This is a genomic window from Nocardia sp. A7 (assembly GCF_046549215.1).
GTDB lineage: Bacteria > Actinomycetota > Actinomycetes > Mycobacteriales > Mycobacteriaceae > Nocardia.
The window spans coordinates 1,899,451-1,915,484 of the sequence record NZ_JAJPWE010000001.1 but is presented as its reverse complement, the minus strand read 5'-3'; the positions used below and the strand labels follow the sequence as shown (position 1 = coordinate 1,915,484).

The 16,034-nt window shown below is 65.5% G+C and carries 17 protein-coding genes; 14 read left to right on the top strand and 3 right to left on the bottom strand.

Translation table 11 applies throughout. From position 1 onward, the window contains the following. Positions 1 to 166: 166 nt before the first annotated feature. The 4 genes from gnd (at position 167) to ACLJPD_RS08700 (ending at position 3,585) form a co-directional block, all read left to right on the top strand. Entirely contained in the window at positions 167 to 1,198 is a 1,032-nt protein-coding gene (gene gnd, locus ACLJPD_RS08715; RefSeq protein ID WP_410871344.1) for a phosphogluconate dehydrogenase (NAD(+)-dependent, decarboxylating), read from the top strand. A gap of 234 nt (positions 1,199 to 1,432) precedes the next feature. Then, on the top strand, positions 1,433 to 2,131 hold the full coding sequence (locus tag ACLJPD_RS08710; protein WP_410871343.1) for a hypothetical protein: 699 nt from the start codon (positions 1,433 to 1,435) through the stop codon (positions 2,129 to 2,131). Between the two features lie 114 nt (positions 2,132 to 2,245). Further along, the gene (locus tag ACLJPD_RS08705; RefSeq protein ID WP_410871969.1) at positions 2,246 to 3,217 is read left to right on the top strand and encodes an alpha/beta hydrolase; all 972 of its coding nucleotides are present in this window, start codon (positions 2,246 to 2,248) and stop codon (positions 3,215 to 3,217) included. A gap of 152 nt (positions 3,218 to 3,369) precedes the next feature. After that, entirely contained in the window at positions 3,370 to 3,585 is a 216-nt protein-coding gene (locus ACLJPD_RS08700) for a hypothetical protein (protein WP_410871342.1), read from the top strand. Between the two features lie 73 nt (positions 3,586 to 3,658). Here the strand turns inward: ACLJPD_RS08700 and ACLJPD_RS08695 are convergent, their stop codons facing one another. Then, the gene (locus tag ACLJPD_RS08695) at positions 3,659 to 4,981 is read right to left on the bottom strand and encodes an acetyl-CoA C-acetyltransferase (protein ID WP_410871341.1); all 1,323 of its coding nucleotides are present in this window, start codon (positions 4,979 to 4,981) and stop codon (positions 3,659 to 3,661) included. Between the two features lie 205 nt (positions 4,982 to 5,186). On the opposite strand from ACLJPD_RS08695, the gene ACLJPD_RS08690 reads away from it, so the two are divergent. The 3 genes from ACLJPD_RS08690 to ACLJPD_RS08680 all read left to right on the top strand — a co-directional run bounded on the left by ACLJPD_RS08690 (position 5,187) and on the right by ACLJPD_RS08680 (position 8,437). Further along, entirely contained in the window at positions 5,187 to 6,542 is a 1,356-nt protein-coding gene (locus ACLJPD_RS08690; RefSeq protein ID WP_410871340.1) for a 3-oxoacyl-ACP reductase, read from the top strand. Then, positions 6,542 to 7,411 (top strand): MaoC family dehydratase, encoded by an 870-nt coding sequence (locus ACLJPD_RS08685; protein ID WP_410871339.1) that lies wholly within the window; start codon positions 6,542 to 6,544, stop codon positions 7,409 to 7,411. The genes ACLJPD_RS08690 and ACLJPD_RS08685 overlap by 1 nt, the downstream gene beginning before the upstream one ends. Positions 7,412 to 7,906: 495 nt before the next feature. Beyond that, on the top strand, positions 7,907 to 8,437 hold the full coding sequence (locus tag ACLJPD_RS08680) for a hypothetical protein (RefSeq protein WP_410871338.1): 531 nt from the start codon (positions 7,907 to 7,909) through the stop codon (positions 8,435 to 8,437). A 9-nt stretch (positions 8,438 to 8,446) separates the two neighbouring features. On the opposite strand, the gene ACLJPD_RS08675 is transcribed toward ACLJPD_RS08680, so the two are convergent. Next, entirely contained in the window at positions 8,447 to 8,596 is a 150-nt protein-coding gene (locus tag ACLJPD_RS08675; RefSeq protein WP_410871337.1) for a hypothetical protein, read from the bottom strand. A 724-nt stretch (positions 8,597 to 9,320) separates the two neighbouring features. Between ACLJPD_RS08675 and ACLJPD_RS08670 the strand changes: the two genes are divergently transcribed. Next, positions 9,321 to 10,619 (top strand): acyltransferase family protein, encoded by a 1,299-nt coding sequence (locus ACLJPD_RS08670; protein ID WP_410871336.1) that lies wholly within the window; start codon positions 9,321 to 9,323, stop codon positions 10,617 to 10,619. A gap of 39 nt (positions 10,620 to 10,658) precedes the next feature. On the opposite strand, the gene ACLJPD_RS08665 is transcribed toward ACLJPD_RS08670, so the two are convergent. Continuing rightward, the gene (locus ACLJPD_RS08665; RefSeq protein ID WP_410871335.1) at positions 10,659 to 11,048 is read right to left on the bottom strand and encodes a helix-turn-helix domain-containing protein; all 390 of its coding nucleotides are present in this window, start codon (positions 11,046 to 11,048) and stop codon (positions 10,659 to 10,661) included. Between the two features lie 320 nt (positions 11,049 to 11,368). Between ACLJPD_RS08665 and ACLJPD_RS08660 the strand changes: the two genes are divergently transcribed. From ACLJPD_RS08660 to ACLJPD_RS08635, 6 genes are all read left to right on the top strand, one after another. Beyond that, positions 11,369 to 12,118 (top strand): hypothetical protein, encoded by a 750-nt coding sequence (locus ACLJPD_RS08660; RefSeq protein WP_410871334.1) that lies wholly within the window; start codon positions 11,369 to 11,371, stop codon positions 12,116 to 12,118. 781 nt (positions 12,119 to 12,899) lie between these two features. Further along, on the top strand, positions 12,900 to 13,445 hold the full coding sequence (locus ACLJPD_RS08655; RefSeq protein ID WP_410871333.1) for a hypothetical protein: 546 nt from the start codon (positions 12,900 to 12,902) through the stop codon (positions 13,443 to 13,445). Between the two features lie 246 nt (positions 13,446 to 13,691). Beyond that, entirely contained in the window at positions 13,692 to 14,459 is a 768-nt protein-coding gene (locus ACLJPD_RS08650; RefSeq protein WP_410871332.1) for an alpha/beta fold hydrolase, read from the top strand. 32 nt (positions 14,460 to 14,491) lie between these two features. Next, the gene (locus ACLJPD_RS08645) at positions 14,492 to 14,722 is read left to right on the top strand and encodes a hypothetical protein (protein ID WP_410871331.1); all 231 of its coding nucleotides are present in this window, start codon (positions 14,492 to 14,494) and stop codon (positions 14,720 to 14,722) included. Further along, positions 14,700 to 14,996, top strand: a complete 297-nt coding sequence (locus ACLJPD_RS08640) for a hypothetical protein (protein ID WP_410871330.1) — start codon at positions 14,700 to 14,702, stop codon at positions 14,994 to 14,996. Before ACLJPD_RS08645 ends, ACLJPD_RS08640 begins: the two co-directional genes overlap by 23 nt. A 229-nt stretch (positions 14,997 to 15,225) precedes the next feature. Continuing rightward, positions 15,226 to 16,002 carry an N-acetylmuramoyl-L-alanine amidase gene (locus tag ACLJPD_RS08635; RefSeq protein WP_410871329.1) on the top strand — a complete coding sequence of 259 codons (777 nt, stop codon included), beginning with the start codon at positions 15,226 to 15,228 and terminating at the stop codon, positions 16,000 to 16,002. The last annotated feature ends 32 nt before the right edge of the window (positions 16,003 to 16,034 follow it).

The following is a 16,034-nucleotide window of genomic DNA, read 5'->3' as shown; positions in this document are numbered from 1 at the left end:
GCAACTACACGGAGCCGATCTGTTTATCGGGGTCAGGAGCGGGGCGTTACAGCCCATTCGGAAGAATTTCGGCACGCGCGACGACGCCGCCCTCAGCCGCTGCTCGGCGCCGCGAGACAATCGAGGTGAGACTCGACACCCCCGGACCGGATTACGAGGAGAACTGATGCAGCTGGGAATGATCGGCCTCGGCCGGATGGGCGCCAACATCGTGCGCCGCATCGTGCGCGACGGCCACACCGCCGTAGGTTACGAGCGCCACCCGGGGGCCATTTCCGAGCTGGAGTCCGAACTCGGTGACAAGTTCAGCGGCACGACCGACCTGGCCGAGTTCATCGGCAGGCTCGAGGTGCCCCGTGTGGTGTGGGTGATGATTCCCGCCGGTGCCACCGGTGCGGTGATCGAGCAGGTCGCCGAGCTGCTCGAGCCCGGCGACATCATCATCGACGGTGGCAACAGCCGCTACCACGAGGACATCAAGCGTGCGAAGGCTCTGGAGCCCAAGGGTATTCACTACCTCGACATCGGCACCTCGGGCGGCGTGTTCGGCCTGCAGCGCGGCTACTGCCTGATGATCGGCGGCAACCAGGCGCAGGTCGACTACCTCGAGCCGCTGCTGGCGACCATCGCCCCCGGCTACGAGTCGGCCCCACGCACCCCTGGTCGCACCGGTGAGCTGTCGCAGGCGGAGAAGGGATACCTGCTGTGCGGTCCGCACGGTGCGGGCCACTTCGTGAAGATGGTGCACAACGGCATCGAATACGGCGCGATGGGCGCCTACGCCGAGGGTCTCAACATCCTGAAGCACGCCAACGCGGGCTCGGAGTACCTGCACGGTGAGCACTCCGCCGAGGAGACGCCGATGGAGCACCCCGAGTACTACATGTACGACCTGGACATTCCGGCCATCACCGAGGTGTGGCGTCGCGGTTCGGTGGTGGCCTCGTGGCTCCTCGATCTCACCGCGTCGGCCCTGGTCGCCGACCCCGAGCTGGACTCCTACGGCGGCCGCGTCTCCGACTCCGGCGAAGGCCGCTGGACGATCGACGCCGCCATCGACACCGCCGTCCCCGTCCCGGTCCTCTCCGCCGCCCTCTACCAGCGCTTCTCCTCGCGCGGCCAAGCCCTCTACGCCGACAAGATGCTCTCGGCCATGCGAAAGGCGTTCGGCGGCCACAACGAGCTGCCGCAGAAGTAGCCAGACGCGTATATCCCGAAAGGCGTTCGGCGGCCACAACGAGCTGCCTCCCGCCTAGCCCCCTTGACACCGCCAACCGGCCTTTCCGCACGTGGGAAGGCCGGTTGGCGCGTTTCCGGGGTAATTTGAAGTATGAATGTTCCACAAAAAGGGGAACGTGTTCCTGTTCTTAGGACAAGCGTCCAGTAGGGCCGTTACGTTGTGGCCCGAAGGGGGTCAGCCTTGGAGGAAATCATGTTCCGGACTTCGCGCATCGCCGCGGGCATCGCCACTACTGCCCTGGTCGTCGCCGGTGTCGGTGTCGGCTTCGGATCCGGCGTCGCCACGGCCGCCGGCTGCGCGGTGAGCAGTCACGACACCAAACAGGACTGGAGCACCGTCGGTGTCACCCACGTCTACGACAAGATCGCCAGTGCCGAGCAGATCGGCGTCGGCACCTCGGTCACCTACAAGGTGATCGTCGGGACCACCGGGATCGGCAACCCGTACGTCAACACCATCACCGACTTCCCGCCGGTCGGCTTCGGCGCACCGACCAAGGCCACCATCACCGCCTATCACGCGGTCGGCGGGCAGGTCACCGAGGATGTCACCGCCGTGCCCAACGCGGGCGGCTGGAAGGTGACGAGCACCGGTTGGTTCGTGAACTCGGGCAACCCGGTCACCCTGACCATCACCTACCCGGTGCCGAGCGGCATCAAGGCGGGTCAGCTGGTCACCAGCGGCGGTGTCGGGGTGGCGGGCACGGTGGGCGTCAGCAACGAAATGCCCGACCTCACCGCCTGTTTCACCGCGCGTACCGCCAACGCGGGGGAGACCGTGATCGGCAGCCTCGGCGACAACGGGCTCGGCTCCGATGATGGCCAGCTGAGCTCCACCGGCTCGCTGAGCGACATCATCTCCGACGTGCTGGGCGATCTGATCGGTAGCTGATCGCGTAGCACCGGGTCGCCGGGGCGGTCTCGCGCTGCCGCCCCGGCGCTCCAGTCTCACTGTGGCGCATATTGTTTCGAAATTCTGTGAGGAATCGTGTTCACCTGTAAGCGGATGGTGCTGACCGCACTCGCTGTCATCGCATCGTCGGTCGCCGCGATCGGGACCGCCGGTGCGGACGGATCGCGGCTGGATCGGATCGAACGGCCCGGTCAGCGGCAGCAGACGCTGCACGTGTACTCCGCGTCGATGGACCGGGTGATCCCGCTGCAGGTCCTCACGCCGCACGACACCAGCGCGCCGCGACCAACTCTGTATCTGCTCAACGGCGCCGGCGGCGGCGAGGACATCGCCAACTGGTACAACCAGACCGACATCGTGCAGTTCTTCGCCGAAAAGAACGTCAACGTCGTCACGCCCGCGGTGGGTGCCTTCTCGTACTACACCGACTGGCAGCGCGACGATCCGAAGCTGGGCCGCAACAAATGGCAGACCTTCCTCACCGAGGAACTCCCGCCGATCATCGACGCCGCCCTGCACACCACCGGCGTGAATGCCATTGCGGGCCTGTCGATGTCGGCCACCGCGGTCCTCAACCTGGCGATCGCCGCGCCCGACCGCTACCGCGCGGTCGGCGCATACAGCGGCTGCGCCTCGGTCGATGACCCGATAGGTCGCGCCGCCATCGACCTGGTCCTCGCCCGCGGCGGCGCCGACCCGGCCAATATGTGGGGCCCACCCGGCGACCCCGCCTGGCGCGCGAACGACGCCTATCTCAACGCGGAACGCTTGCGCGGCAAAGCGATCTACCTGTCGAGCGCGAACGGCCTGCCCGGCCCGGCCGAAGCCCTCCCACCCGGCGCGACGCCCGGAAAGGTCATCGGCATGACCGACCAGATCCTCCTCGGCGGCGCCATCGAAGCCGCCGCCAACCTGTGCACCCAGCGCCTCGCCGCCCGCCTCGCGGAACTGAACATCCCCGCCCACACCGAATTTCGCCCCGCGGGTACCCACACCTGGCGGTACTGGGAACAAGACCTGCACATCTCCTGGCCACTCATCGCCGCCGCCATCGACGCGAGCTGACAGTGCTTCGCGTGAGTCGAATGGCTTGTAGCACTAAATAATTCAAGTCGTCAAGCCCATGGAAGCTATGGATAACGCTCGTATCGAGGCACCCGATGTGGGTATCAGATTCGCTCAGTTTTTCCCTTGAAAGGCTTGTTATGCATCGTCGAATGATCCGAGTCCTTGTTGCCACCGCGGCTGTCGCCGGTATCGCCGCAGGCGCGCCCACCGCGCTCGCCGCCCCCGCGCAGCCGACTGTCGTGGCCGAATCGGCTTCCGCTGGAACCGGTTCCGCTCTGATCGATCTTCCGCTCGGCGTCGTCAAGCTTCTCATCTGCGGGATTTGGGGGTCGACGGAGCCGAACCCGAACCCGATCTGCCGCTGAGGTCTGACAACGAACGGCGGGTGGTCTCTGAAGAATCAGAAACCACCCGCCGTCGCTGTGTGATCAGCGCTGACTAGCGCTCGATGATCGCCACCACGCCCTGGCCGCCTGCCGCGCAGATGGAAACCAGCGCGCGGCCGGATCCCTTCTCCGCCAGCATCTTCGCGGTCGAGGCGACGATGCGCCCGCCGGTCGCGGCGAACGGGTGGCCCGCGGCGAGCGAGGAGCCGTTGATGTTGAGCTTGCTGCGGTCGATGGAGCCGAGTGCTCCGTCGAGGCCGAGGCGCTCCTTGCAGTAGGCGTCGGACTCCCACGCGGCCATGGTGGCCAGCACCACGGAGGCGAAGGCCTCGTGGATCTCGTAGTAGTCGAAGTCCTGCAGGGTCAGGCCGTTGCGGGCCAGCAGGCGCGCGACCGCGTAGGTCGGCGCCATCAGCAGGCCGTCGGGGCCGTGGATGTAATCCACCGCGGCGACCTCGGAGTCCACCAGGTGCGCGAGCACCGGCAGCTTGTGCTCGGCGGCCCACTCGTCGGTGGACAGCAGCACCGCCGACGCGCCGTCGGTGAGCGGGGTCGAGTTGCCCGCGGTCATGGTGGCGCCGCCCGCCTTGACGCCGAACACCGGCTTCAGGGTGGACAGCTTCTCCACGGTTGAGCCGGGACGCAGGTTGTCGTCACGGGTCAGGCCGAGGAACGGGGTGATCAGGTCGTCGAAGAAGCCACGGTCGTAGGCGGCGGCCATGTTCTTGTGCGAGAGGTAGGCCAGTTCGTCCTGCGCCTCGCGGGCCACGCCGAATTCCTTGGCGGTGATCGCGGCGTGTTCACCCATCGACAGCCCGGTGCGTGGCTCGGCGTTGCGCGGGATCTCGATGCCGAGCATCGAGGGGCGCAGCTGGCCCACCAGCTTGAGCTTGTCCTTGTTGGTCCTGGCGCGGTTGGCGGTGAGCATCCACTCGCGCATGTCCTCGCTCACGCCGATCGGCGCGTCGGAGGTGGTGTCGGCGCCGCCGCCGATGCCGGACTCGATGCGGCCGAGCGCGATCGCGTCACCGACGGTGACGATCGACTGCAGGCCGGTGCCGCAGGCGAGCTGCAGGTCGTGGGCCGGGGTGTAGGGCGAGAGCTTCGAGCCGAGCACGCTTTCGCGGATCAGGCTGTGCTCGCCGACCTTCTTGAGCACCGCGCCGCCGACCACCATGCCGAGACGCTCGCCCTGCAGGCCGAACCGGCTGACCAGCCCGTCGAGCGCGGCGGTGAACATGTCCTGGTTGGACGCTTTCGCGTAAGCCTTGTCGGAGCGCGCGAACGGGATGCGGTTGCCGCCAACGATGGCAACCGGGCGCTGTGTCTTGGCGGCCGTGGTCGGGGTCTTCGCCGAGCGGGCTTTGCTTGTCACTCGAGTTCTCCATGGTCTCGTCGGGTTCCGGGTAACGCGTGCCGGTGGAATGGCCCCCGTGCGGTCACAGCGTCGTATCGGTTTACATTAAACTTACTCCGGAGTAAGTTCGTTGTCGACACCGTACCCGCAAGTGTGCGCTCACACGGGGGACACTGAGCGGAGCACGGACACACACTCGTCGAGCACAGAGAAGGTAGGAACAGTGGCAGCCAAGAGCAAGGGTGCACCGAACCTCTACGGATCTTTCATCCACTCCGCCCCCGGCGCGTTCCTCGCGAGCAAGCTGGGCCTCCCGCAGCCGGCCGCACTGCGCCGCTACAAGGCGGGCGAGCCCGCCCTGCCCGGTCCGGTACTGATCGGTGGCAAGGGCCGCCTGGCCGAGCCGGTCCGCGCGCTGCTGTCGGATTACACCGTCGCGGATTCGCTCGACTCGGGCACCAAGTACGGCGCGCTGGTCTTCGACGCCACCGGCATCGACTCGATCGACAAGCTCGCGCAGCTGTTCGAATTCTTCCAGCCCGCCATGCGCAACCTCGCTCCTTCGGGCCGTGTCGTGGTTCTCGGCACCACCCCCGAACTGGTCGGCTCGGTCGACGAGCAGATCGCCCAGCGCGCGCTCGAGGGCTTCACCCGTTCGGTCGCCAAGGAGCTGCTGCGCGGCGCCACCGGCCAGCTCGTCTACGTGCACCCCGAATCCGGTTCTGCCGCAACGGGTCTCGAGTCGACCCTGCGCTTCCTGCTCTCAGGTAAGTCGGCCTTCGTCGACGGCCAGGTCATCCGGGTCGGTGCCGCCGACTCCGTCGCTCCCGCTTCGTGGGACAAGCCCCTCGCGGGCAAGGTTGCCGTGGTCACCGGTGCCGCGCGCGGTATCGGCGCCACCATCGCCGAGGTGTTCGCCCGTGACGGCGCCACCGTGATCGTCGCTGACATCCCCGCCGCGGGCGAGGCGCTGTCCGACACCGCGAACAAGATCGGCGCCACCGCACTGGCCCTCGACGTCACCGCCCCCGACGCCGCCGAGCGCCTGGCCGAGTTCGCCACCGAGCGTTTCGGCGGCATCGACATCGTCGTCCACAACGCGGGCATCACCCGCGACAAGCTGCTCGCCAACATGGACGAGGGCCGCTGGAACTCGGTGATCAACGTCAATCTCGCTGCCCCGCACCGCATCACCTCCGGCCTCGTCGCCAAGGGCGTGCTGAAGGAAGGCGGCCGCGTGATCGACGTGTCCTCCATCGCGGGCATCGCGGGCAACCGCGGCCAGACCAATTACGGCGCCTCCAAGGCGGGCGTCATCGGCATGGTCGACGCCGAGGCGCCGCTGCTGGCCGAGAAGGGCATCACCATCAACGCGGTTGCCCCCGGCTTCATCGAGACCGCGATGACCGCCGCCATCCCCGTCGGCACCCGTGAGGCCGGTCGCCTGATGAGCTCGCTGCTGCAGGGTGGCCAGACCGTCGACGTCGCCGAGACCATCGCCTACTTCGCGAGCCCCGCGTCGAACGCGGTGAGCGGCAACGTGGTTCGTGTCTGCGGTCAGAGCCTGATCGGCGCCTGATGACCCAGACGATCACCCTCACCGAGGTTCCCCGCAACGGCGGCCTGTACGCGAAGGCGGCGCTGGGCGCCATCCCGCTGCCCGCCGCGCTGTCGGGTCGCAAGCCGACCCTGCCCGACCGTCGCGTCGTCGTGGAAGGAGTGCGGGTCGACCCCGACCACCTCGCTGACTACTGCCACGCCACCGGCCTGCGTTTCAGCGACACCCTGCCGCTGACGTACCCGTTCATCCTCAGCTTCCCGCTGGCGATGCAACTCGTCGTCGCACGGGATTTCCCGTTCAGCGCGGTCGGTGCGGTGCACTTCGAGAACGTCATCGAACGCACCCGTGAGATCTCGCTGTCCGAACCGCTCGATTTCGCCACCCACATCGAGAACCTCCGTGAACACCCGAAAGGCCTTCTGGTCGACGCGATCACGGAGATCAGTGTCGGCCGTGAACTCGTCTGGCGTCAGGTCACCACCTTCCTGCACCAGCAGCGCACGTCCCTGTCGGGCGGCCCCAAGTCGGCGCCTCCCGCCGACGAGGTGCCCCCGCCCCCGCTGCGCGTGCAGCGCGTCGATCAGAAGATGATCAACCGCTACGCCGCCGCCTCCGGTGACCACAACCCGATCCATGTCTCCGGAATCGGCGCCAAGGCAATGGGTTTCCCGCAAACCATCGCCCACGGCATGTGGTCCGCCGCCGCGATCCTCGGCACCATCGAGGGCCGCGTCCCCGAAAAGACCACCTACGCGGTCAAATTCGGCAAGCCGATCTTCCTTCCGTCCTCGGTCAACATCTACGCCGACCAGGCCGGATCGGGCTGGGACCTCTCCATCCTGCACCCGAAAAAGGGCTACCCACACCTCACCGCAACCCTGCGCTGAGTCTCCACCGACGGGGCCGCACACTCCAGGGGGGTGTGCGGCCCTTATCGGTATTCGGACACGGCGAATCGGTCGTCACCAGGGAATTGTGTTCGGGCCCTTGTGCTTTCGCGCGTGTGTGCGAATCGCCATCCTGTCAGCTGCCGTTACAAGTAATTGCTGTGATTTTACTCATCAGCCAAAATGTGTTCGCTCAATAATTGCCGTAGGTCGTTCTGATGCCCATTTTGGTCTACCGTCCGGTGCTTTCTTCTGCGTGCTAAGGAATTGCCCGTGGCGCGTTGGGCTGACTTTGTGGTGTTGCCCGGCTGTCAATACCGCGTGCCGGCGTCACCGGGCAACTACCCGGCATCTGAACACTGTGGTGGCCGAATTACGAGCATTCCGCATCCTCTGAAACGCGGGTAGAACTTCTCTTGCCCTGCGATCGTTCGGTCGCGGCGGCGCGTTCACCTGATCCAGATCCGTGGCTAGAAGTGTTGTGGAGGAAGCGTTGTGAACAAGATCAGTCTTTCGAATCGGGGGATTCTTCGGACGGTTGCTGTCGTGGGGGCGGCGCTGTCACTGGTCGCCGGCGCCGGGGCGGCGGCAGGCGCGGACACCGGAAGCGGTGAGACCGGGAGTGGGGTAATCGACACGGGCAGTGGGATTCTGGGCGATCTGCTCGATACCGGCAGCGGAATCCTGGGCGGCGGCTCGAGCGGCGGATCGTCCGAGACCGTGCAGCCGTGCAACCGCTCGACCAAGTCCGGTGGGGCGGGCGTCACCAACACGACGCATCAGCTCGGCGTCGCCGGGCCGACCTCGTTCGTCCTCACCTACGAAACCCTCAACATTCCTGACCGCATTCAGGTCTTCTACGACGGCGGGCAGGTCCTCGACACCGGCTACGTCGGCGACAACACCAACGAGGGCACCGGATCCCGGGTCGTTTCGTTGCCCGCCGGGTCGTCGTCGACAGTGAGTGTTCGGGTCACGGGGCCCAATGACACCCAGTGGGAGTACACGGTCAACTGCCCGTCGTAGCGTTCCGGTTCACCCGAAGCTGAGTTCGGACGCGTGGGCCCCGCAACCGGCGGCACCGAGGACGACGCCACCACCGGTTCGGCCAGCAGCCTTGCCGCCGATCATCGCGGCGCTGACCATCGGTTCGGCAGCGGCGGAAGTAGAGTCGGTGGAAACCACTCCCGCTTCCTGGCACACCACGGACGACGAGTGCCCTGCGATGAGCAGGGCACTCGTCGTTTCGATCGCTGAGAGCATGCCCATGACGGCTGTCGGCTCCCGTCGCTCAGTGTTGCCCACCTGGCACTAAGATCGCTGGCTATGGGTTGGTAGGCCCTGTTCGAACTATTTGCGGTGCGGTGTGACGAAACTGATCAGGTAATTGTCGATCCGATGTTTCTGGTCTTTCTGGTCGTCACACTGATCGGCCTGACCGAGGGGGCGCGTTGCTGAAGTACGCCGGTGTCGGCCTGCTCGTTGTCGGATTGCGCTCGCCGCTATGACGCACTCGCTGGCCGATCGGCACCACGAGGCGCTCGCCATCCCCGACTCTCTGGCGGCGGTGGTCGGCGACCGGTCGATTGTGTTGGAGCGCCGACCTCATAATGCGTGGGTCGACGTGACTGCACTCGTGCTGGCTGGAGCACGTGGTGGTAGTCGGGTATGCGCAGACGATGGCAACACGATGGAGCTTCTGGTAGCTCCCGAATTCGTCTGCACCCCACGAGAATTGGTCGTCGGGGTCGGTTTTGGTGCCGTGGAAGGAGGCCGGTGCCCCCGTCGGGCAAGTCGTCGGCGAGATGGGCTCGGCGGACGGCGGCCAGCCTGTCTGAGTGACAGTGGCGGGCTGATAGATCCCGCTGGCAAGGCAATGACGAACTATTCGATGATGTGATGGTGCGGTATGACTAAAGCTGTTGACGTGGTGACTGATTCGGCCGAATCAGTCGAAGGTAAAGCCCTGGCCCGTGGCGGCCGGTTCGAGTTTCTGGATGCGCTTCGAGGTTTGGCGGCCTTGGCGGTGGTGATCGGGCATTGTGGCGAGCGACTGTGGCCCGAATATGCACGGTTCTCGTCGTCGTATTTCGGTGCCGGGATGTTCGGGGTCTTTGTCTTCTTTATCGTCAGCGGTTTCATCATCCCCGCATCGCTGGAGCGGGGGAGGTCGCTGGGCGCCTTCTGGGTCGGCCGGTTTTTCCGACTGTTCCCGCTGTTCTGGGGCTGTCTGATCGCGGCGATGATCCTGCATTCCGTAGGCCGGTTCAGTCTGCAACCGGGCTTTCTGGCCGATCCCGCATGGCACATTCTCACGAATGCCACCATGGCGCAGTTCTTTCTCGGCGCACCGAATACTCAGGTGATCGGGGCCGCGTGGACACTCGCCTACGAGTTGGCGTTCTACCTGTTCGTGTCGCTGTTGTTCCTCGGTGGGCTCAACCGTCGATCGGTGCCGCTGGCCGTCCTCGCGATCGGCTCGATCGTCGCGGCACTGTTCCTGCCGGTCGCGATGGTCAACGGTCCCGAGTCGAGCCTCGCTAGTCGCCTGATGGTTGTGGTTGCGACCGTGGCCATCGCGGTCTTCTTCGCTCGCCGTGCGGTCGAGAGGCGCTCGGCCGTAGCAGCGGTCCTACTCGCTTCGATCGCCGTCCCGTTGGTTCTCAACCAACCCGGTCCGTCGGCATACTCCGCCACGATCTTCGCAACGATGTTCGTCGGCACGGTGCTCTACCGGATGACGGCGGGCGAGATCAGCAGCAGGCTCGGCTGGACGATATTCGGGTTCGCCGCGTGCGTGATCCTCGGGTTCAAGTTCGTTGTCGAGCAGCCCCACCTGGACCCGGCGACCGGCGCGTGGATCCCCTGGTGGAAGGAAGCCGTCACCATGGTCTGCGCCTACCTTTTGTTCGCGGCTGCGCTGCTACTGCGCCGATATTCCTTCCCACGCCCCTTGCTGTTCCTCGGGCGGATCAGTTTCTCGCTGTATCTCATGCACGCCCTTGTGCTGGGCGCCATAGACCCCTGGAAAACATCGGTCCTCGGGATATCGGCGGCCTGGCTCACATGGGGCACCTGGGTGATCGGCTCGATCGCCCTCGCGACTCTGACCTACCACACGATCGAGAAGCCCTTCCACAACCTCGGCCGCCGTCTGATGGACAAGATGGACGCGCGAGCACGACCGGTCGCGACCCCGGTCGTCTAACTCATCACTCAACGACGAATGCCCCGCGATGGGTGGCGTTCAGCTGTGCCTGGCCGCCCGAAGTCCGTTGACGTAAGCGGCGACGATCCGCAGATCCCCTTCGGACAACCCCGAGAGGTCGACGATTCCCTCGACCGGTTGGGGGCGAGTCGGCTCCGGCTCGACCGGGTCCAGACCCGTTTGCGCCAGCAGTGGCTCGGCATCGAGCCCGACTGCGTCTGCCATCGCCTGCAAGGTTTCGGCCGTGGTGCTGGCCTGAACCTTCTGTCCGCGCTTGTACTGGGTCCCGTTCTCGACCTGTGTCCACAGGCTCGTGCTGATTCGTGCTGCTTTCGCGGCTCGGTCCATCGACATCTCGCGCTCCTTGCGAGCAAGCCGCAGGGTGGCGCTGACCTCGGGAGGAACCACCGCGCTCCGTTGTCTCACCATGCAGCGAGGGTAGCAGATTGTTTGCACTCATGTACGGAGTGTATGCAGTCGACAGCTGCGAATTTGCGAAGCAAACGGAGCTTGTACTTGTTGAATGTAACAGCGTCACGCGAATTTGTTTGTGCGAACAGGTATCTGGGTAAGCGGCGAGATCGCTCGGCTTGACAGATGTGTGGCAACAACGTTGCATACAACGAGTGTTCGATTGTGGGTCCCAGTAGGAGCCGCTACTCGACGCCGCCCAGCCGCGCCACACCATTTCGGCCGCGTAGCAGGGTGCAACCGGGGCTCCGGCCCGCTATAGATCGAAGGAGCGAGTCATGGGCACAGACGATGCCATCACGGCGTCGAACCGCATGCGTGAGGATTCATGCGGCGTGACCCCATTGGACAGGTGGCCCGACGACAGCCACCTGTACCTGGATCGAGAGGCTGCGCGAGACCTTGCTCGAATGCTCGGCGACATCCCCGATCTGGCCGAGGATTTGGTGGACGCGCGCACGCGTCAGACCCGATTCGGCACGGTGGACTACCGCACGCGCAACGGTGCACGGGAACAACGGCTTCCGTTCAACCCGGCCGCTGCTCATGCGGCGGACCACCTCCAGTCGGTCCTGGTGGCATGGGTTCGGTTGGTATGCGAACAGCGCGGTGTTACCTACGGTGGCGCCGCAAGCATTGATGGAATGGCAGAGTGGTTGCAACGCAACATCATTGCGCTGGCAATGACCGAGGGTGTGGAGTCCGCACCCGCCGAGATCGGTGCGGCGATCGAGGCGGCGGAGACGGTGGTATGTCCGCCGGCCGAGATCGCGGCTGTTGACGCCGATCTGGTTCTGCGCGCAAGGGCCGTCCGCCTCCACGCCGCCGCAATCGGCAAGCTCGCCGAACAGCTGGGCGATGGCTACCGGAATCTCACCGCTCGACGGGTGCGCACGCTTCGTAGGGCGGGCCTGCTCTCCCCGGTGCCGGGCCCGTGGTCAGCGGACTGGCCCGAATTATTCGTCGTCGGAGATGTTTTGGATGCCCACCGCACCCTTCCGGCACGGCAATACACGAAAGATGCATAGCGAGAACGCAAGTGAACCAGCGGGGCGTCGGCAGATTGTTGCCGACGCCCCGCTGGCATTGTCGGACTGCCATGGCGTCCCTCAGTACCGGCTCAAAGGGCTTAGGCCGCAGCATGTTCGAGCATCTCGCGGCGGGCCGGACTCCTCGAAAAAGCTACCCGCACCAGCGGGTTTGTCCCATCTGAGGTCGGGGGTTGACATCTCGAGGTCGATGACGCAAACTAGTGCCAGCGGGAATTTGCATGCCCAAATGCGCTCCAGTGCATGATATTTGGCGCCAGGCAGCCCTCTCCTCCCGCAGATCCTGATCGGGCCTCAGATCACATCAACGCTAGAATGAGCCGAGAGCTCTCGACCGAGAGTCTCAACATTTCGGCTGCTGGGTGAGGTTTTTCTGTGTCAGGTGCATTCGATGCATTCGTTCCCGACGACTCGGGTCAGCCAACCGGGAACAGATCCCCTCGTGAAGGCGGCGGGTCGAACCACAGCGCGAACGACTCGGTACCAGGTAGAAGGAACCGCGGCCATGTCGACCTTTCCGAAATCTGCGTAGAAGACCTCCAAGTCGTCGCCGGCGCGGTGGATCGATGGCGCTCACGCCGGGCGCCGAACAACGTGACGCACAGCACTTCTCGGTGACCTGACATACAGCATCCGGCACCGTCTCCGGTGGTGATGATGCGACGGGTCGTGATCGGTTCCGAGTTGTGAGAGTTGTGTATTTTCCATGGGTGGTGAAGGTGAGTCGGACGCTACGGTCGCTAGCCGACAAGATATCGCGGTGCAGCGCAACAGGTTCAATGCCCAAGAGGCTGCGTTCGACCAGGGAATCAGGGTCGATTCGGCCGTGGTCTTCGACTTCGTGTCGTTCTGGTCCGTCGCGGACCGTGCCATCCTGATCCAAGCGGATCTGTCCGGTCACGTACGAAACGAAGTCATCGCCCACGCGGTGGCTCACATCGAGATGGCCGACTCGCGCGAACTGGAAGCGGCGCTCGACGGTCAGCGATGGCGAGGCCGGATCGAGATGCAGGTCCACGATGTCGTCGCACAGCGCCTCATCACGGTGGGTGACCTCCGTGATGCGCTCGAGATCTGCGACAACATCACCGATCTCGCCGCACTCCTCGGGGTCACCGATTTCCTGCTCGGTTGGCGATTACAGCACCTGGCGAACGAGGAATTCGCCATGATCCCGGTGCACTTGCTGCACCGCCTGGATTGGCTGCCCGGGATGCCCACCGAATACCCCTACCGATGCTTGTGGCCGACGTCGAGTTCGGGCGATATCCTGCGCCAACTGGCACCAGGCCGACACCACCGGTAACCCCTTCTTCCTCAGCCCTCGTTCCATGAAAAGGAACGGGGGCTTTGCTGTTGGCGCTTGCCGAGCGTCGTTCGTACTCGTGCGGCAGGCCCCCGCCCGCCGCATGCCCGCCCCTGGCGCGCCCGTCTCCCGCAGCTCGCTGTGGTCGAAAGACGTCGTCGCAGCGCAGGGGCGAAACGGTCCCGCTCCGGAGGCGCAGTCGTCCGGAGCGGGACCTCCAACCCAACGTCTGAGAGAGGTCTGAACATGTCACTGTGGTCTCCGAAAGGAACGCCCCGCACCATCGATGTACTGGTGGTCGGTGGCACCTGGAACCCCGGCGGCGACGGCGTCACCGGTGCCTTCGTCGACGCGCTGAACAAGTCGATGTTCACCCCTCGCATGATCCCGTACCCCGCCGACTACGGCTCGCACGTGAGCTACACCGAAAGCGTCGCCGAAGGCAAACGTGCGCTGCTGGCCGCCATCGACCGGTCTCCGAATCCCGTTGTGCTGGCAGGGTACTCGCAAGGCGCTGCGGTAGCCGGTGACCTCGCGGCGGAGATCGGTCGCGGCGCGTATCCGGGTCGTGAGGTAATCGCCTGCGCGCTGATCGCCGATCCGCGTCGACCGGCGGGCCAGTACCTCGGCGACACCGATCCCGGCGGTTATGGCGTGGTCGGCGAGCGCCCGATCGACGGCATCCCCGCCTATTGGGCCGCGGCACCCGGTGATCCCATCACCGCACTGCCCGCGGGCAATCCCTTGCGGACCATCGCGGACCTGAGCGCCTTCTTCAGCTTCGCCAGCGCGAACTCGGCGATCCGATGGGCTCAGCGGATGCTCGACACGGCGACTCGAAAGCAATTGCAGCGCTGGTGGTCTCCGTCGAACTGGAGCCACTGGACCGGAGCCATCGCCTACTCCCGCGGCTATTTGTTCGACGGGAGACATACCACCGACTACGTCCGCTACGGCCATGCCCGCGCACTAGCCCAGGCGCTGAACCGCGATGTCGCCGAAGGGCGCATCTGAGACCCGCGAAAACCTTTGGGAAGGAACACATCATGAGAGTCAGCAAGACCCCAGAGCCCGCGCTGGTCCGGTCGGTACTCGTCGCTGTCACGGGTGTCCTCGCGTATCTGCTCGGTCGCGAGATCGATGCCGTGTGGATCGAAACACTGCTCACCCTTTACGGATTGGCGACGCCACTGATCGCCGGCGCCATCATCAGGCCTGCTGTTAGCCCGGTGACCGGATCGGTGGGTGAACCGGATGGCATCGTGGTTAAGCCCTGAACTCGTGCAAGCGGGCGGCATGGCCCTCGCCACCGTCATCGGCGCGGTGACAGCGTGGCAGGCCCGCGAAGTCGCCAAGTTGCGTGAGCGGGTGGTCGCGCTCGAGGAGCAGGCCGCCGACGATCACCTCCGTTTCCGCGACGCGATCCGGCTGATTCGCGCACTTCAGCGCCACATCGATGAATTGCTCGGCTTCCTACGCCTGCATGTCCCCGGCATGGAGCCCCCGGTGGCGGACTACAAAATCCCCGCCACCCTCCAAGAAGAAATCTGACGGCGACCCCCGCCGTTCCCGAACTGCATGCGGTCGGCCCCCGGAGAACACTCGATACGGTGCGGGATTCGAGCCCGCCGCATGCCGCGCTCCTGACGCGCCCGTCTCCCGCAGGTGGTCTGCGGTCGTAGACGTCGCCGCTGCGTCAGGAGTGACGGTCCCGCCCTCGGCGCTTCCCCTCGTCCACGGGGGCGGGACCCCAAACCTTCACTCACACAAGGAGACACCTATGGGTTGGACAGGAGACCCGGTATGGCTGGCCGACGTGCTACGCGATGCCGGCCTGGACGTCATCGAGCACGAAGGCTGGCGCGACCGAGGCCACGGCGACTTCCGTGACATCCGCGGCGTGCTCTGCCACCACACCGCGGGCGGCGGCAAAAACGACTGGCGCATCGTCCAGGACGGCCGCGCCGACCTGCCCGGCCCCCTCGCCCAGCTCGTCCTCGAACGCGACGGCACCTTCCGCGTGATCGCCGCCGGTGTCTGCTGGCACGCAGGCCGAGGCTCCTGGCCGGGCTGGCCCACCGACAACGCCAACTACCACGTGATCGGCATCGAAGCCGTCTCTCGCGGCGACGGAACCGACTGGACCCCAGCACAACTCGACGCCTACAAGCGCGGCTGCGCGGCGATCCTCGCGCGCATCGGCGCAGACGCCGAGGACTGCGTGGCCCATCGCGAGTACTCGCACGAAGGAAAAATCGACCCCGCCGGTATCGACATGGACGAGTTCCGCTGCGACGTACAGGCATTCATCGACGGAAAGGACGCTCCGATGAGCGCATCCGAAGTCACCCGGATCCAGGATTTCATCACCGCGTTCTGCGGCCCGATCGGCACCGATGTCAAGGACATTCGCGAGCAGCTGTGTGGTAGCCAGCAGCGCGATGCGGGCATGTTCGCGGGCTGGGAACAGCTCGATGGGATGACCGTGGTCGATGCCATGGCCGACATCCTGGACCGCCTGAAAGCCCTCGAAACGTCGGCAACCGAGAGGAGGTGACTTCCATGCTTCCCGTCCTGCTCGTCCTGCTC

Excerpts from the sequence above, each read along its gene's own strand:
- ACLJPD_RS08685 (WP_410871339.1), top strand. The coding sequence starts at position 6,542 with ATGACCCAGACGATCACCCTCACCGAGGTTCCCCGCAACGGCGGCCTG.
- ACLJPD_RS08665 (WP_410871335.1), bottom strand. The coding sequence starts at position 11,048 with ATGGTGAGACAACGGAGCGCGGTGGTTCCTCCCGAGGTCAGCGCCACC.
- ACLJPD_RS08705 (WP_410871969.1), top strand. The coding sequence starts at position 2,246 with ATGGTGCTGACCGCACTCGCTGTCATCGCATCGTCGGTCGCCGCGATC.
- ACLJPD_RS08710 (WP_410871343.1), top strand. The coding sequence starts at position 1,433 with ATGTTCCGGACTTCGCGCATCGCCGCGGGCATCGCCACTACTGCCCTG.
- ACLJPD_RS08650 (WP_410871332.1), top strand. The coding sequence starts at position 13,692 with ATGTCACTGTGGTCTCCGAAAGGAACGCCCCGCACCATCGATGTACTG.
- gnd (WP_410871344.1), top strand. The coding sequence starts at position 167 with ATGCAGCTGGGAATGATCGGCCTCGGCCGGATGGGCGCCAACATCGTG.
- ACLJPD_RS08660 (WP_410871334.1), top strand. The coding sequence starts at position 11,369 with ATGGGCACAGACGATGCCATCACGGCGTCGAACCGCATGCGTGAGGAT.
- ACLJPD_RS08640 (WP_410871330.1), top strand. The coding sequence starts at position 14,700 with ATGGCATCGTGGTTAAGCCCTGAACTCGTGCAAGCGGGCGGCATGGCC.
- ACLJPD_RS08635 (WP_410871329.1), top strand. The coding sequence starts at position 15,226 with ATGGGTTGGACAGGAGACCCGGTATGGCTGGCCGACGTGCTACGCGAT.
- ACLJPD_RS08700 (WP_410871342.1), top strand. The coding sequence starts at position 3,370 with ATGATCCGAGTCCTTGTTGCCACCGCGGCTGTCGCCGGTATCGCCGCA.
- ACLJPD_RS08670 (WP_410871336.1), top strand. The coding sequence starts at position 9,321 with ATGACTAAAGCTGTTGACGTGGTGACTGATTCGGCCGAATCAGTCGAA.
- ACLJPD_RS08645 (WP_410871331.1), top strand. The coding sequence starts at position 14,492 with ATGAGAGTCAGCAAGACCCCAGAGCCCGCGCTGGTCCGGTCGGTACTC.